Here is a 20,445-nt window from a genome sequence, read left to right as displayed (position 1 = left end):
AATCCCCTTACCGGACCCCTGCCATGACCAGCCTCGCCCGATCCCCGCAAGTGCCGCAGTTTCTGCCCCGGTCCCTGAGCCTTGCCCTTGCCTCGCTCGCAGCGCTTGCCGTGCTCGGTCTCGGCGGGGCCGACGCCCAGATTTCCCAGCGCGGCGGACCCATCATGATCGGTTCGGACGAGCTGGAAGTGATCGAGAGCGAGGGCCTTCAGGTCTGGCGCGGCCGCGCCGAGGCCATTCAGGATGACGTGCGCCTGCGCGCCGATGAACTGCGGGTCTTGCAGGCCCGCACGGGCTCGGGCTTCGGGGATGTCAGCCGCATCGAGGCGATCGGAAATGTCTATTTCGTCTCGGACGATCAGGTGGTGCGCGGCGATCGCGCCGTCTACACCCTCGGCGATGACACCCTGGTCGTCAGCGGGGACGTGATCCTGAATCAGGGCGAGAACGTGCTGACGGGCTCTCGCCTGACCGTGCGGGTCTCCACGGGCCGCAGCACCATGGAGGGGGCCCAGACCCCCGGTGCCGGGCGGCGCGTGCAGGGCGTGTTCTATCCAGGCGGCACCAACCGCTGATGGAGGCGCGCTCCATCAGAACCCGTCGTCCGCCACGGGCGAGCAAGGCTGCGGTCGAGACACCCGGCGCGTCTCAGAACGGTGTGGATGGTGCCCAGCCGGCAGCGGATGCCGATACCTCCGGCCTGTTCGTCGACGGGGTCGGGCGCAGCTTTGGCGAGCGCAAGGTGGTGCGCAATGTGTCCCTGCGGCTGAGGCGCGGCGAGGTCGCGGGCCTTCTCGGCCCCAATGGCGCGGGCAAGACCACCTGTTTCTACATGATCACCGGCCTCATTCCGGCCGACCATGGCACCATCTGGCTCGACGGGCAGGACATCACCGCCCAGCCCATGTACCAGCGCGCGCGCATGGGACTGGGCTATCTGCCTCAGGAGGCCTCGATCTTCCGGGGCATGAACGTCGAGCAGAACGTGCTCTCGGTGGTCGAGCTGCGCGAGCGCGACCCGAAGGCGGCGCGCGAGGAGACGGCGCGCCTGCTAGACGAGCTGAACATCACCCATATCCGCTCTTCTCCCGCCACGGGCCTGTCGGGCGGTGAGCGCAGGCGTGTCGAGATCGCGCGCGCTCTGGCCGGGCGGCCATCCTTCATTCTGCTGGACGAGCCCTTTGCCGGTATCGATCCCCTGGCCATCGCCGACATCCGCGAGGTGATCCGCTATCTGGCCCGGCGCGGCCTTGGCGTGCTGATCACCGACCACAATGTGCGCGAGACCCTCGACATCATCGACCGGGCGGCCATCATTCACGGCGGTGAGGTTCTGTTCGAGGGCACGCCCGGCGAGATCGTCGACAATGCCGAGGTGCGCCGGGTCTATCTGGGCGACATGTACGGCTGATGCCTCCCGCAGAGCGTTCGCGCTCTGTTAACGATCCGCGCGCCAATCTTCCCACGCAAGAAACGGGCCAGCATTGCGGCCCATGAGTGCGCAGGGGCGTGCAGGGGCGTGGCCGTGATCGGACAGAGGCTGGAAATCAGGCAGGGGCAGGGGCTGGTCATCACCCCCCAGCTCCAGCAGGCGATCAAGCTGTTGCAGCTGTCCAACCTCGAGCTGGAAGCCTTTGTGGAGGCCGAGCTTGAGAAGAACCCCATCCTCTCGCGCGACGAGGAGGGAGAAACGCCCTCGAACAGCGCCGAGGAGCGCGATGACTCCGGCGGCGAGCCCGGCACGGACTATGGCGAGGATTCGGGCGGGGGCCTCGACATGGGCTCGGCCAGCGATGCGCGCGAGGCGCTCGATGCCCGCGAGGACGACCTCTATGGCGATGCCGCACCCGGCGAGCGCGGCGCGGACCGCGCCACGGATGCCGCGCCCGAACAGTATGGCCTCGCCGGTGCCGACCGGGCCGGGCGCGGTCCCGGCTGGGATGGTGAGGGCGACGGTCTGGACCGCCTCGGCACGGGTGAGATCAGCCTGCGCGATCATCTGGTCGAGCAGGTCACGCGCGCGGGATTCTCGGCGGTGGACAGCGCCATTGCCCTGGTGCTGATCGACATGGTCGACGAGGGGGGCTACCTGCGCGGCGCGCTGGAGGAGGTGGCCGATCAGCTCGGCTGCGAGCTGGCGCGCGTGGAGCAGGTGCTGAGCCGCTGCCAGGGCTTCGAGCCCACGGGCGTGATGGCGCGCTCGGTCGAGGAGTGCCTGTCACTGCAGCTGCGCGAGCGCGACCGCCTCGATCCGGCCATGGCGGCCCTGGTGGGCAATCTGGCCCTGCTGGCGCGCTCCGACATGGCGGGGCTGATGCGCGTGTGCGGCGTCGACATGGACGATCTGCGCGACATGATCGCCGAGCTGAGAAACCTCACGCCGCGCCCGGGAGCCGCCTTCGGTCACGAGGTGGCCCAGACGGTGGTGCCCGACGTGGTGGTCAGCGCCGACCCGCTGGGCGGCTGGCGCGTCGAGCTGAATGCGGACACCCTGCCGCGCCTGCTGATCGACCGTCGCTATCATGCCAGCGTTCAGGCCGGTGCCCGCTCGGATGCGGAAAAGGTGTTCGTGGCCGAATGCCTCAACCAGGCCAACTGGCTGATCAAGAGCCTGGACCAGCGCGCGCGCACCATCCTCAAGGTCGCCAGCGAGATCGTGCGCCAGCAGGATGCCTTCCTGGCCTTTGGCGTCGAATGCCTGCGCCCGCTCAATCTCAAGACCGTGGCCGACGCCATCGGCATGCACGAGTCCACCGTCAGCCGCGTCACGTCCAACAAGTATGTGCTGACCCCGCGCGGCACCTATGAGCTGAAGTTCTTCTTTACCGCGGCCATCGCCTCGACCAGCGGCGGCGCGACCCATTCAGCCGAGGCGGTGCGCCACCGCATCAAGACCATGATCGATGCCGAGAATGCGGAGGACTCGGTTCTGTCGGACGACCGCATCGTCGAGATTCTGAAAGAGGCCGGCGTGGACATCGCCCGGCGCACGGTGGCCAAGTATCGTGAGGCCCTGCGCATCCCGTCCTCGGTCGAGCGCCGCCGCCGCTTCAAGTCGGCAGGCTGACGCGCGCACCGTCCGCCGACGGCCGCCGCTGCGCTTTCCGAAAAGAACGCCGTTCCGCCTTGACACTTTTGTCCGGGAGGCGCGTTCATAGGGGTATGCAAGTCCAGGTCAGCGGCAAGCATGTCGAGGTCGGCGAAGCGTTAGGCTCGCGGATCGTCGATGAGCTCTCGGATGGGATCGCCAAGTATTTCGAACGTGGCGGCGAGGCCGAGGTTGTGGTCACCCGCGAAGGGCACCTGTTCAAGGTCGATTGCTGGGTTCGTCTGGCCTCCGGGCAGACGCTGGTCAGCCACGGCTTTGGTGGTGACGCCCATTCTGCCTTCACCGAAGCGCTCGACAAGATCGAGAAGCGCGTCAGACGCTACAAGCGCCGTCTGAAAAATCATTCTGCCGGGCCGCGCGGCCTCTCGCCCGAAAAGGAAGAGATCGCGGCGCGCGAAGTGGCGATGATGACCGTGCTGCGCGATCCCGATTCGGTCGGGGACGAAGACTTCGGCGAAGCGGGCGAGCCCGATCAGACCCCGCCGCCAGCCATGGTGATCGCAGAGACCGAGGCCGAGGTGCGCACCCTGACCGTAGGTCAGGCCGTGCTGGAGCTGGACCTTTCCAACTATCCCGTGATCCTGTTCCGAAATGCTGGACACGGCGGGCTGTCGGTGGTCTATCGCCGCCCCGACGGCAACATCGGGTGGATTGACCCAGAGAGAACGCGCCGTTCATCGAATGGGAAGGGATGATTGCCATAATCCCTTCTCAATAGGGCGCTAAGGATCGACTCAACGGTCCAGGCGCGGTCGAGACGTATCGCGTGCTTTGGGGTTAGTCATGGAAATCGGACAACTGCTTTCGCGCGACACGGTCGTGACGCGCGCAGGCGCGGGCGGCAAGCGTCAGGCGCTGCAACAGGTCGCCGAGGCCGCCGCCGGTGCGCTCGGCCTGCCTGCCTCGCGCCTGTTCGAGGCGTTGATGGAGCGCGAGGCCCTCGGCTCGACGGGGCTCGGCTCGGGCGTTGCCGTGCCCCATGCGCGCCTGCCCGAGATCCCGCGCCTGACCGGCGTGTTCCTGCGTCTCGAGACCCCCGTGGCCTTCGAGGCCATCGACGACCGGCCCGTGGACCTGATCTTTGCCCTTTTCGCGCCAGCGGCCGACGGTGCGGCGCACCTGCGCGCCCTTGCGGCGGTCTCGCGCCTCATGCGATCGGCCGAGCTGCGCGAGCGCCTGCGCCATGCACGCGATGTCGATGCCCTTCACGCCCTGTTCCTGAGCGAGCAACAGGCCACCGCCGCCTGAGGGCCACTTCCTCCGCATTGACCTGGAGGCACGCTTCGGCCAAGAGCAGGGCTGAGGTAAGGGTGCGCCCCACAAAGGTGCCCTGGCGGGTATGATGTAATGGTAGCCTGTCAGCTTCCCAAGCTGAACGCGCGGGTTCGATTCCCGCTACCCGCTCCAAGTCACCACAGAGTTCACGCCCACGGGCCGCGGCCCATCAGAGCTTCACAATCACGATTTAAAGCTGGCCGCGACAGGCCCGGCAGGATGCAAGGGTTGGGCGCGCACCATCACGCGCCAGCGGGGGGAACGGTGTAATGATCAGGCAGCATCAGGGGCGGCACCCATCGTGAGCGCATCGAGCAGGGACAGTCTGGAGCATCTGCCGCGCGGCGCCATCGTCTGCGTGCTGGGCACCCGGCCCGAGGCGATCAAGATGGCCCCGGTGATCCTGGCCCTGAAGGCTGCGGGTCTGCCGACCGTGGTCGTCACCACCGCCCAGCACCGCCACCTGCTCGATCAGGTGCTGGAGCTGTTCGCCATCACCCCCGATGTCGATCTCGACCTGATGCTCCCGAACCAGACCCTGGCCGGCCTGACGGTGCGGTGCCTGGCGCGCCTCGACGAGATCTTCGCGCAGATCGCACCGGCCTGTGTGGTCGGGCAGGGCGACACCACCACGGTCTTTTGCGCCGCTCTCGCTGCCTTCTATCGCCAGATCCCCTTTGCCCACGTCGAGGCGGGTCTGCGCAGCGGCAACATTCACAGCCCCTTTCCCGAGGAATGGAACCGCATTGCGGCGGGCAGGCTGGCGGCCCTGCACTTCCCACCGACCGAGGCGGCGCGGCGCACCCTGACAGCCGAGGGCGTGGCCGATGACGACAACATCCTGACCGGCAACACGGTCATCGACGCCCTGCTGATCGCATCCCGGCGCATCGCGCCCTACCGCTTTGAGGGCATGAGGGGCTATGCGCTCGTCACCCTTCACCGGCGCGAGAATTTCGGCGCGCCCGTGCGCGACATCACCCGGGTGGTGCGAGAGCTGGCCCTGAAGCATCCAGACTTCGGCTTTGTCTGGCCGGTGCACCCCAATCCCAATGTCCGCGACCATGTGCATGAGACGCTGGAGGGCCTTGCCAATGTGCGCCTCAGCGCGCCGCTGGACTATGTGGAGTTTCTCTCGGCCCTGTCGGGCTGTGACTTCGCCCTGTCGGATTCGGGTGGGGTGCAGGAGGAAGCACCCTCCCTGAAGAAGCCCGTGCTTGTCCTGCGCACCGAGACCGAGCGGCCCGAGGGCATAGAGGCGGGCGTGGCGCGTCTGGTGGGTATCGACCCCGAGGCGGTGCGCCGGGAGGCCGAGCGCCTGATCACCGATGCGGATGCGCGCGCGCTCATGACCACCGAACGCTCTCCCTATGGCGATGGCCAGGCGTCGGCGCGCATCGTCGAGGCCCTGCGCCGCCGCTATCTCAGCGACCAGACCCCAGCCCACAAGGACGCGCCATGAGCCCCTCCAGCCACAGCGGACACAGCAACGACGAGCGGGGCTTCGACCGGGTGTGCATGGTGGGCCTCGGCTACATCGGACTGCCGACCGCCGCGGTCATGGCGTCGCACGGCGTCAAGGTGCTGGGCGTGGACGTGGACCCCCATGTGGTCGAGACGGTCAATAGGGGCGAGATTCACATCGTCGAACCCCTGCTCGATGCCGTGGTCAGCAAGGCGGTGGCTTCGGGCTGTCTCAAGGCTGCCACTGCGCCCGAGCCGTGCGACGCCTTCATCATTGCCGTGCCCACCCCGATCACCAGCGAGAAGTGCGCCGATCTTCGCTATGTGCTCTCGGCCGCGCGCGCGGTGGCGCCGGTGCTCAAGCGCGGCGATCTGGTGGTGCTGGAATCGACTTCGCCGGTGGGCGCCACCGAAGCCATGATTGCGGTCATGGCCGAGATGCGCCCCGATCTTCGCTTTCCCGGTTCGGGCGAGCACGACATTCACGTCGCCTATTGCCCCGAACGCGTTCTGCCGGGCCGTGTGGTCGAGGAACTGGTCTCGAACGATCGCGCCATCGGCGGCATGACACCGCATTGCACCGCCCGGGCCAAGGCGCTTTACCGCCTGTTCGTCGAGGGCGAACTGATCGGCACCAGCACGCGGGCCGCCGAACTGACCAAGCTGGCGGAAAATGCGTTTCGCGACGTGAACATCGCCTTTGCCAACGAGCTGGCCAATGTCTGCGACATCAAGGGCATCGACGTGTGGGAGGTGATCGCCCTGGCCAATCGCCACCCGCGCGTGAACATTCTCAGGCCCGGCCCCGGCGTGGGCGGGCACTGCATTGCCGTCGATCCCTGGTTCATCGTCGAGGCCGCCCCGCACGACACGCCGCTCATCAAGGCCGCGCGTACGGTCAATGATGCGCGACCGCACCGGGTGCTGGAACAGGTGAGCGAGGCTATTCATGGGCTGGAGCGGCCCGTGGTGGCCTGCCTCGGCCTTGCCTTCAAGCCCGACATCGATGACCTGCGCGAAAGCCCCGCCGTGGAGGTGGCCATGGCCCTTGGCGCGCGCGATGACCTCAGCGTTCTGGCGGTCGAGCCCAACATCACCACCTTGCCCGAAGCCCTGTCCGCCCAGGGCGTGAAGCTGGTCGGACTCGAGGAGGCCATGGGGGCCGATCTGGTGCTGGTGCTGGTTGATCACACGCCCTTCAAGCGCCAGGCGGCGCTGATCGACGGGGCGAAGCGTCTGATCGACACGCGCGGCATCACGCCCTGGCGCGCAGGTGCCCTGCGTTCTTAAGGCTCTGCGAGCGCACGCGCGATGGCTGAAATCTTGGCATCCGTTTCGGCCAGTTCATGCTCGGCCACGCTGTCGGCGACGATGCCCGCCCCTGCGAGCGTGCGATAGCGCCAGCGCCCGCCCTCGCGCGTGAAGGCCAGGGTGCGGATCAGCACACTGGCACTGAGTGCGCCGTCATCCCCCGCCAGAACCAGAGCGCCGCACCATGGCCCACGCGAGCCCTCATGGCGCGCAATGACCCGCATGGCCTGATGCTTGGGCGCGCCGGTGATCGAGCCGGGCGGAAAGGTTGCTTTCATGATCTCGTCCACGCCCATGCCCGATAGCAGCCGCCCCTCGACGGTCGAGATCAGGTGGTGGACATTGGCATAGCTGTGCACCTGATGAAGTTCGGGCACACGGATGCTGCCCGCCTTGCACACCTGCGCCAGATCGTTGCGCATCAGATCGACGATCATCAGGTTTTCGGCCCGGTCCTTGGCGCTGGCGGCCAGCTCTGCGGCGGCAGCGGCATCGGCGGCTGGGTCTGGCTTGCGCGGGCGCGTGCCCTTGATGGGACGTGACCTGATCGTGCGGCTGCTTGCCTCGACTTCGAGAAAGGTCTCGGGCGAGTTCGACACCAGGGCGCGCTCGCCCAGGTCCAGATAGGCCGCGTAAGGGGCCGGGCTCGTCTCCAGCAGCCGCGCAAAAACGTCCAGCGGCCGCACACCGCTGACCAGCGCGCCTGACCATGCCCGCGCGATGTTGGCCTGAAAGATCTCGCCCGCCTCGATGGCCTCCACCACTGCGCGAACGCTCTCCAGATAGTGCGTATCCGGCTGTTCGGGCGTGAAGCGCTCGGCCAGAGCCCCGCGCCGGGGGGGCGCCATCTGGCCAGATGATGTGATCAGGCCGGCGATCTGGTGGGCGCGGCGCTGTGCCTCACCGGCGTCCTGTCCGCAGCCGAGCGCCACGGCGCGGCGCTGATGGTGATCGAACACCAGGGCGCGTGTCAGGCGCAGGTGCACGGGCTGTGGCCAGGCCGGATCGGGCGCATGGTCTGTGTTCCAGGCATAGGGATAGAGCGACAAGGTGCCCGACATCAGATGCGGGCCTGGCGCTGCCGCACCGCCCGCGGGCTCGCTGGCCTGCTCCAGGCCGGTCATGACATAGGACCAGCGCGCATGTGTGCTGCCATCGGAGATCAGGGCGGCGCTCATGGGAGCGCTGCACGCAAGCAGCGCGATCTCGGCGGGATCGCGCCAGGCAAGGGGCAGGACGTGGGTGTGCAAGGGCGCCTTCACGCCATGGTGATTAGAACGTGAGCCGATCGAGCGCCACAGTGCGCGTGTGGATGGAGGTCCAAGTCCTGACATCTGACGCCCGCAGGTCGCCCTGCCGGGCGTCTTTTTTATGCCTTGGGGGCTGGCTCCGGGGCCATAAGACGCGCCTCTATGCGCGCGCGCAGGGCCTGATCGACACCGAGCACGCCCTCGAGATAGTCGTCCACGCTGCCCGAGCGTGCTGCGATCTCTTCAAAGGCCGCGTGCAGATAGTCTGGCTCGACACCCAGGAAGGCCACGACGGCATCATGATCGGGCGTGCGCCCCGTCATGGCGGCGATCTGGCGGGCGATGCCGGGCGCGCGCTCATCGAGGTTCACCGCCGTATTGGTCAGAAGATAGTCTTCCATCAGGTCGTCCCTGTGCGCGCCCAGCAGGTGATGGGTGAGCGCGGCCAGAAGGCCGGTGCGGTCCTTGCCCGCCGCACAGTGGATCACGACGGCGCCCGGTGCCTCGGCCAGGGCACGGAAGTAGCGCGCGAACAGTTCGACGTGGGCGGGACCGAAAGGCATCCTTCGATAGGTGCCGGTCATGAAGGCCCGGCCCGAGGTCGGGGTCAGCACCTCGCTCTTGAGAAATGCGATGTGGGGCGCATCGCCCTCGGCGCCATGGTCCGAGGCGATGACTTCGGCGACACAGCCCGCCCAGCGCCGCGAGGGCTGCTCACGCCGCTCGTTTGCGCGCCTCAGATCGACGATGGTGGATATGTCCAGTCCAGCCAGCTTCTCAAGATCACTGTCGCTCGCACGGGCATGGTGGGCCGAGCGCAGCAGGCGACCTCTGGCTATGGCGGCGGCACCCTTGGTGCGATAGCCGCCGTAGTCCCGGAAGTTGTCGATGCCCTGAAACTCGAAAATGCGCGCTGTCATGGCCCCTTCCTAGCCGATCAGGGCGACAGGTGTGAGAGCCCTAGACGCTGCCCTCGCCGATCACGGCGCGCAAGGTGTCGAGATAGGCGATATAGGCCTCGCGCCCCTGCTCGGTCAGGCGCGCGCGCGTCAGCGGCTTGCGCTCGCGAAAGCTCTTGTCGAGGGTGATGTAGCCCGCTTCCTCCAGCTTGCGCAGATGGATCGAGAGATTGCCGTCGCTGGCTTGCAGGCGGGCTTTCAGCGCGTTGAAGTCGGCTTCATGGACACCCGAGAGATAAGCCATGATGCCAAGGCGCATGCGCCCGTGGATCACCTCGTCGATGTCGCTGATCTGGGCGGCGCTCATGCCGCCTTCGCCTGTGCGCGGTGCTGCTGGCGCATCAGCACCAGTCCGGGCAGGAGCGCGCCGAGCGCGAGCAGCAGGGCGAACACCAGATAGCCCTCGCTCATGCCGGACGTGAGGCCCAGCGCCACCGCGCCGCCGAAGCAGATCAGGGCGACAGCGTTCATCCATGGCCGGGCATTCATGGTGGCGGCAATCGTCCAGGCGGCACCATAGGCCGCAAAGACCAGCGAGGGCATGACGCGCATGGCGCTCCAGTCGCCGCTGCTGAAGCCCATGGCCACCAGCGACAGCCAGACTGCGAAGATCAGGAAGCCGATGGCAGACCACGCCGAGCCGACCGCCGTGTTGCGCAGGCTGTTGTAACCGCTCTGGTGCCTCATGCGCCGCAAGATGAGTGTCAGTGCCACTGCAAAGACGCCGCCCGCCCCGATCCACAGCCACAGCGCCGCCCACGGGCTGAGCGCGATCAGGCCCGCAGCCAGGGCCCACTGGCCTGCACTGGCCGTTCCGAAGATCAGGGCAGCGGCCACCAGCACGGGGCCGAACATGGGCGGCGCATGGCGCCCTTCCTCCGAAATCTGGCGCAGATAGTCGATATCGTCCTTGAGGCTGTGCAGATCGTTCTGGCTCATGTCGTCCCGGCTCATCCCAGGCCCTCCCTGTCTCGCGGGGCATTATGCCCCGAGCTGGCGACATTCATACGCAATGCACTTTGAAATGTAAAGTGCTTCATGCTTGCCATTGCCGGAGCCGCGCGGGAAGCGTGCCCATGCCAGCGCATGAGTCGTGTCGCGGCTGGCCAGAAGCAGGGGCGTCACCGTGGCCATGAGCATGAACCGCATCGCCTATGGCGTGCGTGAGATCTGCAATCCTCTCACCTTCGAGCGGCTGGATCATGTGCTGGCCAGGGCGGGGCTGAGGCCCGGCGCGCGCGCGCTCGACATCGGCACCGGCAACGGCATGGTGGCGGCTCACATCGCCGAGACCTTCGGGCTTGAGATCACGGCGCTGGAGCGCGACCCCGAAATGGCGGCGCTGGCGCGCGAGCGCACCAAAGGCCGCGGTGCGCCGGGCAGCCTCAGCATCGAGACGGTGGAATCGGGCGATTATCTCTCCACGATCGCGCCGGTCCATTTCATCAGCGCTCTTGGCACCACGGGCGCGGCCGGACGTGACGAGCGCGATGCCGAGCGCACCTTCCGCACCCTCGCCCAGGCGCTGGAGCCGGGTGGCTGGCTGTTCTGGGCCGATGTGTTCTGGGCGCGCCCGCCCAGTGATCCGATGCGCCAGATCATCGGCATCACCAACCATTTCGAGAGCCATCAGGGCTGGATCGAGGCTGGACGCGCGGCCGGGCTGGAGCCCTTTTACGCCACGACCAGCCCCCAGCAGGACTGGGACGACCTGATCTGGGACACCTGGCAGGCGACCGAGGCGTGGGTGCGCGCCAATCCCGAGCGGCCCGAGGGCGCCATGCTCCTGATGCGTGCGCGCATGATCCGCGACATGTTCATCATCGAGGGGCGCGAGACCATGGGCTTTGGCCTCTACCTGTTCCGCAAGGCTCCGGCCTGATCGGGGCTTTGGACCCTGACAATCGGCGATCAGCGATCAGCGATCAGCGGAACGGCGGCTCGTCGAAGGCACGCAGCTTGCGCGAGTGCAGGCGATGGCCCTCGCGGCGCAGGATGTCCACCGCCTGAATGCCGATCTGAAGGTGCTCGGAGATGGCCCCCTCATAGAAGCGGTTGGCCTGGCCGGGCAGCTTGATCTCGCCGTGCAGCGGCTTGTCCGACACGCACAGCAGCGTGCCGTACGGCACCCGGAACCGGTAGCCCTGGGCGGCAATGGTGGCTGATTCCATGTCGATGGCCACGGCCCGGCTCTGGTTGAAGCGCAGGGCCGACTTTGAATAGCGCAGCTCCCAGTTGCGGTCGTCCGTCGTCACCACCGTGCCGGTGCGAAGGCGGCGCTTGACCTCCTCGCCGGGCGCGCCGGACACCTGTTTGGAGGCGTCATAGAGCGCGCGCTGCACCTCGGCGATCGAGGGGATGGGGATGTCCGGCGGCAGCACGGCGTCCAGAACGTGATCGTCGCGCAGGTAAGCGTGGGCCAGCACATAGTCGCCGATGGACTGGCTGGGGCGCAGGCCGCCGCAGTGGCCGATCATCAGCCAGGCATGGGGGCGGGTGACGGCCAGATGGTCGCAGATGGTCTTGGCGTTCGATGGCCCCACGCCGATGTTCACCAGGGTGATGCCGTTCCAGCCCTTGGCGGTCAGGTGATAGGCGGGCATCTGGTGTTTGCGCCACGCGGTGTCGCTGATGGCCAGTTCCGGGTCGGGATTGTCGCGCCCGATGACGATGCCGCCCGCGCAGACCAGCTTTTCATAGGGGCTGTCCGGATCGGCCAGCTGGGCACAGGCCCAGCGCACGAACTCGTCGACATAGCGGTGGTAGTTGGTGAACAGGACGAAGGACTGCACATCGTCCACGGGCGTGCCCGTGTAGTGGCGCAGGCGCGCCAGAGAGAAGTCCGTGCGCAGGGCATCGAACTGGGACAGCGGAAAGTCCTCGCCCGGATCGAACATGCCGTCCGAGATCTCGTCGCCGATGTGGGCCAGCTCGGTCGTGGGGAAGTGGCGGGCGATGGCAGCGGTCATGGAGCGGTCGAGCACCACGTCCGAGCCGTCCATCACATAGGGAAAGGGGATTTCCTGCTCGGAGGCGCGCACCGTGAAACTGGCGCCATAGTCCTTTTCGAGCAAGGTGAGCTGTTCAAGAAGATAGGGGCGGTAAAGCTCGGGCCGGGTCACGGTGGTTGAATAGGTGCCGGGCCTGGACAGGCGCGCATAGGACCGCGCATCCAGATTCTCGGGCCGCTCGCCGAACCAGCTCACGCGAAGCTCGGGGTATGCGAACAGGCCGCTCGCCCGTGCCGCAGCATCGGGCCGCTCGCCCGTGTCGATGAAGGTGCGCACCGCCGCGCGCAGGCTGGCGACGGACTGCTGGTAGAGGGTCTCGAGGCGGTCCAGCGCCGCCGATGCATTCAGTTTCTCTGTCATGGCCTCCTGTAGCGAAGGTTCATGACTTTGGCGAGACAGTGCCCCGCGATGGCGCACGCCTTCAGGGCAGCACGCGCACCTCGCGCAGCAACAGGGTGTCATCGTCGATGGCGAACAGCAGGTGCGCCTCGCCCCCGGTGGGACAGCAGTTGGCATCGCTCTCGCGCCAGAGGGAGGTTCGTGCGCTCAGGCCCGGCCAGTCGAACTCGACGCCTTTCCAGATTTCCAGACCCGCGGGCAGATGCTCTGCCGCCCTAGCCTGCCAGCTCCAGATGTCGATGTCGCGCAGGTCATATCCGGGCATGACGGCCCAGAGGTGATCGGCATTGAAGGCTCCGGTGCCGCCGTGACGGCCGGGCACGGCGATATAGGGCTGATTACCGATGCTGAAGGAGACGGGCGGCTCATAGGATGCGGCACCGGCCCCCCAGGCTATGGGGGCCAGCCCCGCATCCCGCTGTGCGAGGACCACGAAGGCCGCGCCTACGCCGTCATGTTCGCTGAAGCCTCCCTGATGCTGGACATGGAGCACCACGCCCGAGGCCAGGGCGATGCGCGTGTTTCGCCACTGGCAATCTTCCAGCCACACGTCGACGCATCCGCTCTCGAGGTCGGCGGTATCGATCCTGAGTGCTCGCAGGCGCACGTCGCGGGCCTCGAAGCGCTCCAGTTCCTCGAGCATGAAGGCGTAAAGATCATCGCGGCCCTCCGGCGGCGTCTCTGCGATGTCCAGCAGCCACGAGCGCCATGTGGCTTCAAGCGCGCGCGGGCTGGGCGTGACCGCCAGAGCCGAGCGATAGGCCTCAAGTAGCGCATCGGGCAGCGCATCGGGGACAGCGTGTGCCGTATCGTGGGGGATTGGCGGGCTTGCCTCCTGAACGGCTGGCTGCGCGACCGCGTGAGGCGAAAGGGCGAGGGCCGAGACCAGCACGGCGGCGACAAGACCCTTGATGGAACCGTTCATGGGTGCCTCCCCTGTGACGGGGCGAAGATCATCCCTGAGGGCTGGCGCGCGCAACCCCCGGAACGAAGGGGGTCAGGTCAGGGTGCGGGCAAGAAAGGCGGTGACATCCGCCAGCACCGGGGCCTTGCGCCGGAACATGGGCGAGAAGGTCGCGATCAGGTCGGCGTGGTTCAAGCCCTCATAGATGCGCTTCTCGCAAGGCGCACCCGCTTCCGTGAGTGCCTGGTGCAGAAGGTGCGTGTCCTCGGCGTGGACGGTCCTGTCTTCGGAACCGTGGCCCAGCCACATGGGCGGTGCATCGGCCCTGGCGAAGGTGATGGGCTGGGTCTGGCTGAGGTCCGGTGCGCGCGAAAAGGCGTTGATGCTGGCGGCCACGTCCAGCGGCAGGAACTCGTAGGGGCCGGCAAGTCCGACGCAGGCCCGGATCGCGCCCGCGTGCCCCACGCCTCGCATATAGCGCTCGTCGAGCGTGATCATGGTGGCCAGATGCGCCCCCGCCGAGTGACCGATCACGCCCAGCTTTCGCGGGTCGCCGCCATGGCGCTCGGCGATCTGCGCGCCATGGGCCGTGGCTGCAGCCGCATCCTCGATGAAGGCGGGAAAATGCACCTCGGGCACCAGCCGATAGTCGGGCACCATCACGACAAAGCCCTGGGCGGCCAGCGCCTGCCCGGCCCAGCCGTAAAGCCCTTTCGATCCCGAATGCCAGCCGCCGCCGTAAAAGAACACCACGGTGGGCAGGGGCGCGTCCGTGGTGTCGGGGGCATAGATGTCGAGGCGCTGGCGGGCATGGGCGCCATAGACGACATCGCGGGCAATGCATGATGCGCCCCTGTCGCGCGGGCCGAGCGCATTCAGCGCGCCCAGCGGCGAGCAGGCTGCGGCCATGGCAGAGAGGGCGCTCGTCAGCACGGTGCGGCGGATCATGACCGGCGCGTTTGGGATGCTGGGGATCGGACAGGGCTCATGGGCAGGAGATACGCGACGGGGCGCAAGCGGATGAGCCTAGATGCCGAGCGCGGCCCGATAATCGGGATGCACCAGATCGTGATACTCGGGGTGACGGGCGATATAGCCCGCGAAGAAGGTGCATACCGGCAGGGCCAGTCCCCCTTCCTTGCGCAGCACCATCATGGCGTGGCGCACGAGCGCGGCACCTAGGCCACGCCCTTCCAGGGCCTCGGGCACCTCGGTATGCGGAAACAGGGTGCCGCTGGCCAGCTTGCGGTATTCCGCATAGGCGATCTCACCATCCTGATGGATCTCGTAGCGGCCAAGCTCGGTGTTGTCGGTGACAGAGATCATGCCGCCACATCGGTATCGCTCACGGGGCTGACGTCAAGCTCTACCAGCACTGAGGCGATGGCCGCGTAGCAGCCGCAGGAGGCTGCTTCCAGCCCCGCGCGGTCCAGAATCGTGACCTTGCCGCGCCCGCGCTCGATCAGGCCCTTGGCCTCCAGCGCGCTGCCGATCTCGCTGACGGTGGCCCTGCGCGCACCCAGCATTCCGGCGATGTCGGACTGCGTCAGATGGAATGTGTCGGCATCGGCACGGTCATGAAGGGTGAGAAGCCAGCGCGCGAAGCGCTCCTCCAGCTTGTGCTGGGCATTGCACGCGGCCGTCTGCTGGACCTGTGCGAACAGGGCCTCGGTATAGCGGGACAGCGCCTCGCGCGCCTCGGCGTGGGCGTCCAGCACCTTGCCGAAGCTGTCCACATCCGCACACAGGGCCATGCCCGGCGTCTGGGCGATGGCCCGGCTGACCGCGCGCCCGTTCATCGGCCCGCAGGTCACGCCCACCAGCCCCTCGCGCCCGATCACGGCGGTCTCGACCATGCGCTCGTCATCGAGCACCGTCATCAGAGACACCACGCCGCGCACCGGGAACCAGACGGTGGTGACCGCCTCGCCGGAGTCGTACAGCCGCTCGCCCTGCTCGAAGCGGGCCTCGCGCAGGTGGGGTTCAAGCTGGCGGCGCGCGCTCTCGCCCAGCGAGGCGAGCCAGAGGTTGATCGTGTCTTCGGGGCGGGGCGGGTGACGTTCGGTGTCCATGATGTCTGCTCGAAGGTTGGGCTCACGTCCGGAGCGCAGACAGAACGCCGTTCGCGAACAAGCGTTGCCACGGGCCGTAACCACGGGCCGAAACATCGTGATTTTCACTGTAGGTGCGGGTGCGTGCCTCTTTCGCCCGCTCGCGCGTTCAGCCATTAGGGCAGCCATCCGGGGTAGCCATCCGGGGCGCTTCATGAACACGGTGCGCGTCCGGCGCGCGCCAGCAGCAAGGGACAGGATCATGGATCGGAAAAGCGTGATCGAGGCGGAAAGGGCTGTCGCGGGGCTGCCCGGCTGGAGCGCGGACGATGGCGATCGCCCGGCGATCACGCGCACCTTCCATTTCAGCGATTTCAGCCATGCCTTCGGCTTCATGGCGCGGGTCGCCCTGCTGGCCGAGAAGCTGGACCATCATCCCGAGTGGTCGAACGTCTATGACCGGGTCGAGGTGCTGCTGACCACCCACGATGCGGGTGGGGTCACGGCGCTGGACGTGCGCATGGCCGAGTTCATGAACGAGGCGGCCCGCCAGCTCGGCGCGCACGACAGGGCGTGATCAATTTGCGCTGATCCTGCCTGGTGGAGCCGAGGGGAATCGAACCCCTGACCTCGTCATTGCGAACGACGCGCTCTACCAACTGAGCTACGGCCCCAGGCAGTCACGGGTGCGCTTTGCGCGCCCCGGTGCAGAAGCGCGCGACATAGGCGTGAGGAGCGCCGGGTGTCAATGCGTTTGTGCCGCCTTGCCGCTGCGCCGGGCGCATCAGGCAAGGCCCGGTGATCCTGCCGATGTCGCAGGGTGTCGATTGGTCTTGGCCTTGGCGCGGGGCGCGCGCTAGAGAGGGGCATCGGCCCGGCGGGTGCTTCCACCTCGGGCCCGGCTACGTCAGGAGACATGATCTTGGGATTTGGTGTCGGCATCGCAGGCTTCATCTGCTTCATCATCAACGGCCTGATCGGGCTGTGGGTGCTGGCGATCATCATTCAGGTGGTCCTGAGCTGGCTGCTGGCCTTTGATGTCATCAATCCGCGCAACCGTCTGGTCAGCCAGGTGCTCTATTTCCTCGAGATGTTCACCGCGCCGGTGATGGCACCTCTGCGCAGGATCATCCCACCGCTGGGGGCCATCGACATCACGCCCCTGATCGCCCTGCTGATCCTGCAAGGCGTGCGGGCCTATCTGCTGCCGCCTGCCTGTGCGGCCCTGGCCGGCCTGCTGACCTTCTAGGCTTCGCTTTCACGGCGGGCCGGGGCGAAAATAGCTTTTCACCGCCGCGCTTCCCCTCCTAGAGTGCGCCTGCAATCACGCGCTCGACATTCGAGGGGGGAACGGGATGGGATCTCGCAAGAGCAGCTTGCAGCGCACCGGTCATGACATCAGCGGGACAGGGCCCATGGCGACCCGCCCGACTCCGCTGCGCAGCGGCGCGCTGGCGCTGGGTCTGGCCTTTGCCCTGGCGTCATGCGCCAGCACGGGCGGGGCACCTGCCGCAGGCTCTGGCAGCCCCTCGGGCGGCCAGCCCGCTCCCGCCTCCGGCAACCGCGCCCTGCCGCCGGGCCTCGATGGCGCTGCCAATCCCGACCCCTATCCCTCGACCTATCAGGCCCTGCCCCGGCGCGACATGGCGATCGTGGGCGGCACGGTCTTCACCGCCACCGGCCAGGTGATCGACAACGGTGTGGTGCTGGTGCGCGACGGGCGAGTCGAGGCGGTCGGCGGGGCCTCGACCCCGGTGCCCCAAGGCTATCAGGTGGTCGATGCGCGCGGGCGCTATGTCACGCCGGGCCTGATCGACGCCCACAGCCACCTCGGTGTCTATCCCTCGCCGGGCGTGCCCGCCCTGTCGGACGGCAACGAGGCGACCAATCCCAACACCGCCCAGGTCTGGGCAGAGCACTCGCTGTGGCCGCAGGATCCCGGCTTCAACACCGCGCGTGCCGGGGGCGTGACCACGCTTCACATCCTGCCGGGCTCGGCCAACCTTTTCGGCGGGCGCGGCGTGACTGTGCGCAATGTGCCGTCCGTGACCATGCAGGGCATGAAGATGCCGGGCGCGCCCTATACCCTCAAGATGGCGTGTGGCGAGAACCCCTCGCGGGTCTATGGCGGGCGCAACCAGTCGCCGGCCACGGGCATGGGCAACATGGCCGGATACCGCCGCGCCTTCATCGAGGCGCGCAACTACATGCGCCGGTGGGACAACTGGCGGCGCACCGGATCTGGCGATCCGCCCGGCCGCGACCTTCAGCTCGAGACCATCGCTGGTGTGCTGTCAGGCGACATTCTTGTTCAGAACCACTGCTACCGGGCTGACGAGATGGCCCTGATGGTCGATCTGTCGCGTGAGTTCGACTTCCGCATCACGGCCTTCCACCATGCCTCCGAGGCCTACAAGGTCGCGGACATGCTGCGCGAGGAGAACATCTGCTCGGCCACCTGGACCGGCTGGTGGGGCTTCAAGATGGAGGCTCTGGACGGCATCGAGGAGAACGTGGCCCTGCTCCATGCATCCGGCGCCTGCGCGGTGGTGCACTCCGATGACGCCACCTTGGTCCAGCGCCTCAATCAGGAAGCGGCCGCGGCCCTGTCGGCGGGACGCCGGGCGGGCCTGGAGATCAGCGAGGCCGATGCCATCGCCTGGGTCACGATCAATGCCGCGCGCATGCTGGGCATTGCTGACCAGACCGGCTCACTGGAGCCGGGCAAGCGCGCTGACGTGGTGATCTGGAGCCACAATCCCTTCTCGATCTATGCGCGTGCCGAGCAGGTCTATGTGGACGGTGCGCTCGCCTATGACCGCAACAACCCCGCCTATCAGCCGCGCTCGGACTTCGAGCTGGGCCAGCCGGGTCAGCCCCGCAACGGAGGCCGCCGATGATACGCTTCATGGCTGATATGAAAAGCTCTGTGCGCGCCGTGCTCGGCCTCGCGGGCGGCGCCCTTGCCGGTCTTGCGCTGATGGCGGCAAGCGCCAGCGCCCAGACCATCGCCATCACCGACGGCCGTATCCTGACCGGCAGCGGCATCATCGAGAACGGCACGGTGATCATCCGCGATGGCCGCATTGCCGCCGTGGGCGCATCGGTGCCCGTTCCCGCAGGGGCCGAGGTGATCAGCGCGGCGGGCCGCGTGGTCGCGCCGGGCTTTGTCGCGGTCGACTCCGGGCTCGGGGGCAATGAGGTCTCGTCCCAGCCCGAGGCCAACGATCTTCGCCAGTCGTCCAACTCCATCAGCGCGGCCTTCGACCTCTCCTGGGGGCTGGATCCGTGGTCCATCACCCTGCCGGTGGCGCGCCTTGGCGGCGTGACCCGCGCCATCGTGGTGCCCAGCCATCCGGGATCGAGCGGCGGGCACGACCACAATCACGACTTTGCGGGACTGGGTGCCAGCGGTCACCACGAGCCGGGCCTGTTCGCCGGTCAGGCCGCCGTGATCCATCTGGCCGAGGGCACCGAGATCATCGTGCAGCCGCGCGTGGCCATGGTCGCGCCATTCGGCAACGCCGGGGCCAATGTGGCGGGCGGCGCACGCGGTGCGCTCTATACCCTGCTGCGCGAGACCTTCGCCGAGGTGCGCCTCTATGCGAGAAACCGCGCCGCCTATGACCGGGGCGATGTGCGTGCCCTGTCGCTGTCGCGCGCCGACCTCGAGGCCCTGGTGCCGGTGGTCGAGGGCCGCATGCCGCTGATCGTCACGGTTCACAAGGCCAATGACATTCTGATGGCCCTGCGCATCGCCCGCGAGGAGAACATCCGCCTGATCCTCGATGGTGCCGAGGAGGGCTGGATGGTGGCTGACCAGATCGCGGCGGCCAATGTGCCGGTGCTGCTCAATGCGCTGGCCAATCTGCCCGGCTCGTTCGAGCGTCGCGCGTCCAGCCTGGAGAACGCCGCGCGTCTTCATGCCGCCGGTGTGCTGATCGCCATCAAGGGCAACGAGGGCTCGGTGCACCGGGCGCGCGAGGCCCGCTACAATGCCGGAAACGCGGTGGCCCACGGTCTTCCCTATGAGGCGGGCATTGCGGCGCTGACGGTCAATCCGGCGCGCATCTTCGGCCAGCAGCAGCGCTTCGGGGCCATTGCGCCGGGGCTGGAGGCCGATGTGGTGATCTGGTCGGGCGATCCGCTCGAGCCGCTATCGCAGCCCGTGGCCATATATATCCGCGGTGTGGCCCAGCCGCTCTACAGCCGGGGTCTGGAGCTGCGCGACCGCTATCGGCCCGGCCAGCAGCCGGGTCTGCCCCCGGCCTATCGCAACTGATCGTGCCCGGGGCGCGCCTGCGCGAAAGCGCCCTGCGCTTTCGGGCCTATACCGCAGGCGGCCCCGGCGGCCAGCACGTCAACAAGGTCGCCACGGCCATCGAGCTGCGCGCCAGCGTCGGAGAGCTGCACCTCGATCCTGACGTGGCCGAGCGTCTGCGAAAGCTCGCCGGTGCGCGCCTCAACCAGCTGGACGAGATCGTGATTGCCGCCAGCCGTTTCCGCTCGCAGGAGCGCAACCGCGAGGACGCCATCGCGCGCCTTGAGGCCCTTGTCGCCCGCGCCATGGAGCGGCCCCGCCCGCGCCGCGCCACCCGTCCGACGCTGGCGTCAAAAGAGCGTCGCCTGAAGCAGAAGTCGGTGCGCTCGAGCGTGAAAAGCGCCCGCGCCCGCCCGCGATCCGAAGACTAGGCCGGGCCTCGCATAACGCC

General features: G+C 67.6%; 22 protein-coding genes and 2 tRNA genes. 14 read left to right on the top strand and 10 right to left on the bottom strand.

The window, feature by feature from the left end; all coding sequences use genetic code 11:
* Positions 1-23: 23 nt before the first annotated feature.
* The 8 genes from ACK4E3_RS07100 to wecC all read left to right on the top strand — a co-directional run bounded on the left by ACK4E3_RS07100 (position 24) and on the right by wecC (position 7,138).
* Complete coding sequence (locus tag ACK4E3_RS07100) at positions 24-575, top strand: LptA/OstA family protein (RefSeq protein WP_409698368.1); 552 nt, start codon at positions 24-26, stop codon at positions 573-575.
* Complete coding sequence (lptB, locus tag ACK4E3_RS07095) at positions 575-1,411, top strand: LPS export ABC transporter ATP-binding protein (RefSeq protein ID WP_409698365.1); 837 nt, start codon at positions 575-577, stop codon at positions 1,409-1,411. Before ACK4E3_RS07100 ends, lptB begins: the two co-directional genes overlap by 1 nt.
* Positions 1,412-1,525: 114 nt before the next feature.
* Positions 1,526-3,067 (top strand): RNA polymerase factor sigma-54, encoded by a 1,542-nt coding sequence (gene rpoN, locus ACK4E3_RS07090; protein ID WP_409698362.1) that lies wholly within the window; start codon positions 1,526-1,528, stop codon positions 3,065-3,067.
* 95 nt (positions 3,068-3,162) lie between these two features.
* Positions 3,163-3,804, top strand: a complete 642-nt coding sequence (gene hpf, locus ACK4E3_RS07085) for a ribosome hibernation-promoting factor, HPF/YfiA family (protein WP_409698359.1) — start codon at positions 3,163-3,165, stop codon at positions 3,802-3,804.
* Positions 3,805-3,892: 88 nt separating this feature from the next.
* The gene (locus ACK4E3_RS07080) at positions 3,893-4,357 is read left to right on the top strand and encodes a PTS sugar transporter subunit IIA (RefSeq protein WP_409698356.1); all 465 of its coding nucleotides are present in this window, start codon (positions 3,893-3,895) and stop codon (positions 4,355-4,357) included.
* Between the two features lie 85 nt (positions 4,358-4,442).
* Positions 4,443-4,516: transfer RNA gene (locus ACK4E3_RS07075), tRNA-Gly, on the top strand.
* Positions 4,517-4,685: 169 nt separating this feature from the next.
* Complete coding sequence (wecB, locus tag ACK4E3_RS07070; protein ID WP_409698353.1) at positions 4,686-5,846, top strand: non-hydrolyzing UDP-N-acetylglucosamine 2-epimerase; 1,161 nt, start codon at positions 4,686-4,688, stop codon at positions 5,844-5,846.
* Entirely contained in the window at positions 5,843-7,138 is a 1,296-nt protein-coding gene (gene wecC / locus ACK4E3_RS07065) for a UDP-N-acetyl-D-mannosamine dehydrogenase (protein WP_409698350.1), read from the top strand. The genes wecB and wecC overlap by 4 nt, the downstream gene beginning before the upstream one ends.
* On the opposite strand, the gene ACK4E3_RS07060 is transcribed toward wecC, so the two are convergent.
* From ACK4E3_RS07060 to ACK4E3_RS07045, 4 genes are all read right to left on the bottom strand, one after another.
* A complete protein-coding gene (locus tag ACK4E3_RS07060; protein WP_409698347.1) occupies positions 7,135-8,409 on the bottom strand; it encodes an anthranilate synthase component I family protein in 1,275 nt (424 codons plus the stop codon). The genes wecC and ACK4E3_RS07060 overlap by 4 nt on opposite strands.
* A gap of 119 nt (positions 8,410-8,528) precedes the next feature.
* On the bottom strand, positions 8,529-9,329 hold the full coding sequence (locus ACK4E3_RS07055) for a tyrosine-protein phosphatase (protein WP_409698344.1): 801 nt from the start codon (positions 9,327-9,329) through the stop codon (positions 8,529-8,531).
* Positions 9,330-9,369: 40 nt separating this feature from the next.
* Positions 9,370-9,675 (bottom strand): winged helix-turn-helix domain-containing protein, encoded by a 306-nt coding sequence (locus ACK4E3_RS07050; protein WP_409698341.1) that lies wholly within the window; start codon positions 9,673-9,675, stop codon positions 9,370-9,372.
* Positions 9,672-10,322 carry a hypothetical protein gene (locus ACK4E3_RS07045; RefSeq protein WP_409698338.1) on the bottom strand — a complete coding sequence of 217 codons (651 nt, stop codon included), beginning with the start codon at positions 10,320-10,322 and terminating at the stop codon, positions 9,672-9,674. The genes ACK4E3_RS07050 and ACK4E3_RS07045 overlap by 4 nt, the downstream gene beginning before the upstream one ends.
* A 178-nt stretch (positions 10,323-10,500) precedes the next feature.
* On the opposite strand from ACK4E3_RS07045, the gene ACK4E3_RS07040 reads away from it, so the two are divergent.
* On the top strand, positions 10,501-11,250 hold the full coding sequence (locus tag ACK4E3_RS07040) for an SAM-dependent methyltransferase (RefSeq protein WP_409701152.1): 750 nt from the start codon (positions 10,501-10,503) through the stop codon (positions 11,248-11,250).
* 43 nt (positions 11,251-11,293) lie between these two features.
* Here ACK4E3_RS07040 and ACK4E3_RS07035 read toward each other — a convergent pair whose 3' ends face one another.
* The 5 genes from ACK4E3_RS07035 to ACK4E3_RS07015 all read right to left on the bottom strand — a co-directional run bounded on the left by ACK4E3_RS07035 (position 11,294) and on the right by ACK4E3_RS07015 (position 15,754).
* A complete protein-coding gene (locus ACK4E3_RS07035; RefSeq protein ID WP_409698335.1) occupies positions 11,294-12,739 on the bottom strand; it encodes an AMP nucleosidase in 1,446 nt (481 codons plus the stop codon).
* 61 nt (positions 12,740-12,800) lie between these two features.
* The gene (locus ACK4E3_RS07030; protein WP_409698332.1) at positions 12,801-13,703 is read right to left on the bottom strand and encodes a hypothetical protein; all 903 of its coding nucleotides are present in this window, start codon (positions 13,701-13,703) and stop codon (positions 12,801-12,803) included.
* A 72-nt stretch (positions 13,704-13,775) separates the two neighbouring features.
* Entirely contained in the window at positions 13,776-14,630 is an 855-nt protein-coding gene (locus tag ACK4E3_RS07025) for an alpha/beta hydrolase (RefSeq protein WP_409698329.1), read from the bottom strand.
* Positions 14,631-14,708: 78 nt separating this feature from the next.
* Complete coding sequence (locus tag ACK4E3_RS07020; protein WP_409698326.1) at positions 14,709-15,008, bottom strand: GNAT family N-acetyltransferase; 300 nt, start codon at positions 15,006-15,008, stop codon at positions 14,709-14,711.
* Positions 15,005-15,754: a Crp/Fnr family transcriptional regulator gene (locus ACK4E3_RS07015; protein WP_409698323.1), complete on the bottom strand. Its 750-nt coding sequence runs from the start codon at positions 15,752-15,754 to the stop codon at positions 15,005-15,007. The genes ACK4E3_RS07020 and ACK4E3_RS07015 overlap by 4 nt, the downstream gene beginning before the upstream one ends.
* A 241-nt stretch (positions 15,755-15,995) precedes the next feature.
* On the opposite strand from ACK4E3_RS07015, the gene ACK4E3_RS07010 reads away from it, so the two are divergent.
* Complete coding sequence (locus tag ACK4E3_RS07010; protein ID WP_409698320.1) at positions 15,996-16,310, top strand: 4a-hydroxytetrahydrobiopterin dehydratase; 315 nt, start codon at positions 15,996-15,998, stop codon at positions 16,308-16,310.
* A gap of 21 nt (positions 16,311-16,331) precedes the next feature.
* On the opposite strand, the gene ACK4E3_RS07005 is transcribed toward ACK4E3_RS07010, so the two are convergent.
* Positions 16,332-16,407, bottom strand: a tRNA-Ala gene (locus ACK4E3_RS07005).
* A 242-nt stretch (positions 16,408-16,649) separates the two neighbouring features.
* On the opposite strand from ACK4E3_RS07005, the gene ACK4E3_RS07000 reads away from it, so the two are divergent.
* The 4 genes from ACK4E3_RS07000 (at position 16,650) to arfB (ending at position 20,425) form a co-directional block, all read left to right on the top strand.
* Complete coding sequence (locus ACK4E3_RS07000) at positions 16,650-16,982, top strand: YggT family protein (RefSeq protein WP_409698318.1); 333 nt, start codon at positions 16,650-16,652, stop codon at positions 16,980-16,982.
* 166 nt (positions 16,983-17,148) lie between these two features.
* The gene (locus ACK4E3_RS06995) at positions 17,149-18,633 is read left to right on the top strand and encodes an amidohydrolase (RefSeq protein ID WP_409698315.1); all 1,485 of its coding nucleotides are present in this window, start codon (positions 17,149-17,151) and stop codon (positions 18,631-18,633) included.
* 17 nt (positions 18,634-18,650) lie between these two features.
* On the top strand, positions 18,651-20,015 hold the full coding sequence (locus ACK4E3_RS06990) for an amidohydrolase family protein (protein ID WP_409701149.1): 1,365 nt from the start codon (positions 18,651-18,653) through the stop codon (positions 20,013-20,015).
* A gap of 2 nt (positions 20,016-20,017) precedes the next feature.
* Positions 20,018-20,425, top strand: coding sequence for an alternative ribosome rescue aminoacyl-tRNA hydrolase ArfB (gene arfB / locus ACK4E3_RS06985; protein ID WP_409698312.1), 408 nt, complete (start codon positions 20,018-20,020; stop codon positions 20,423-20,425).
* Positions 20,426-20,445: the final 20 nt, after the last annotated feature.

The organism is Brevundimonas sp. (genome assembly GCF_046299595.1).
GTDB lineage: Bacteria > Pseudomonadota > Alphaproteobacteria > Caulobacterales > Caulobacteraceae > Brevundimonas.
This window is presented reverse-complemented; position numbering and strand designations above follow the sequence as displayed.

Excerpts from the sequence above, each read along its gene's own strand:
- ACK4E3_RS07100 (WP_409698368.1), top strand. The coding sequence starts at position 24 with ATGACCAGCCTCGCCCGATCCCCGCAAGTGCCGCAGTTTCTGCCCCGG.
- lptB (WP_409698365.1), top strand. The coding sequence starts at position 575 with ATGGAGGCGCGCTCCATCAGAACCCGTCGTCCGCCACGGGCGAGCAAG.
- hpf (WP_409698359.1), top strand. The coding sequence starts at position 3,163 with ATGCAAGTCCAGGTCAGCGGCAAGCATGTCGAGGTCGGCGAAGCGTTA.
- ACK4E3_RS07080 (WP_409698356.1), top strand. The coding sequence starts at position 3,893 with ATGGAAATCGGACAACTGCTTTCGCGCGACACGGTCGTGACGCGCGCA.
- wecC (WP_409698350.1), top strand. The coding sequence starts at position 5,843 with ATGAGCCCCTCCAGCCACAGCGGACACAGCAACGACGAGCGGGGCTTC.
- ACK4E3_RS07055 (WP_409698344.1), bottom strand. The coding sequence starts at position 9,329 with ATGACAGCGCGCATTTTCGAGTTTCAGGGCATCGACAACTTCCGGGAC.
- ACK4E3_RS07050 (WP_409698341.1), bottom strand. The coding sequence starts at position 9,675 with ATGAGCGCCGCCCAGATCAGCGACATCGACGAGGTGATCCACGGGCGC.
- ACK4E3_RS07045 (WP_409698338.1), bottom strand. The coding sequence starts at position 10,322 with ATGAGCCGGGACGACATGAGCCAGAACGATCTGCACAGCCTCAAGGAC.
- ACK4E3_RS07040 (WP_409701152.1), top strand. The coding sequence starts at position 10,501 with ATGAGCATGAACCGCATCGCCTATGGCGTGCGTGAGATCTGCAATCCT.
- ACK4E3_RS07035 (WP_409698335.1), bottom strand. The coding sequence starts at position 12,739 with ATGACAGAGAAACTGAATGCATCGGCGGCGCTGGACCGCCTCGAGACC.
- ACK4E3_RS07030 (WP_409698332.1), bottom strand. The coding sequence starts at position 13,703 with ATGAACGGTTCCATCAAGGGTCTTGTCGCCGCCGTGCTGGTCTCGGCC.
- ACK4E3_RS07025 (WP_409698329.1), bottom strand. The coding sequence starts at position 14,630 with ATGATCCGCCGCACCGTGCTGACGAGCGCCCTCTCTGCCATGGCCGCA.
- ACK4E3_RS07020 (WP_409698326.1), bottom strand. The coding sequence starts at position 15,008 with ATGATCTCTGTCACCGACAACACCGAGCTTGGCCGCTACGAGATCCAT.
- ACK4E3_RS07015 (WP_409698323.1), bottom strand. The coding sequence starts at position 15,754 with ATGGACACCGAACGTCACCCGCCCCGCCCCGAAGACACGATCAACCTC.
- ACK4E3_RS07010 (WP_409698320.1), top strand. The coding sequence starts at position 15,996 with ATGGATCGGAAAAGCGTGATCGAGGCGGAAAGGGCTGTCGCGGGGCTG.
- ACK4E3_RS07000 (WP_409698318.1), top strand. The coding sequence starts at position 16,650 with ATGATCTTGGGATTTGGTGTCGGCATCGCAGGCTTCATCTGCTTCATC.
- ACK4E3_RS06995 (WP_409698315.1), top strand. The coding sequence starts at position 17,149 with ATGGCGACCCGCCCGACTCCGCTGCGCAGCGGCGCGCTGGCGCTGGGT.
- ACK4E3_RS06990 (WP_409701149.1), top strand. The coding sequence starts at position 18,651 with ATGAAAAGCTCTGTGCGCGCCGTGCTCGGCCTCGCGGGCGGCGCCCTT.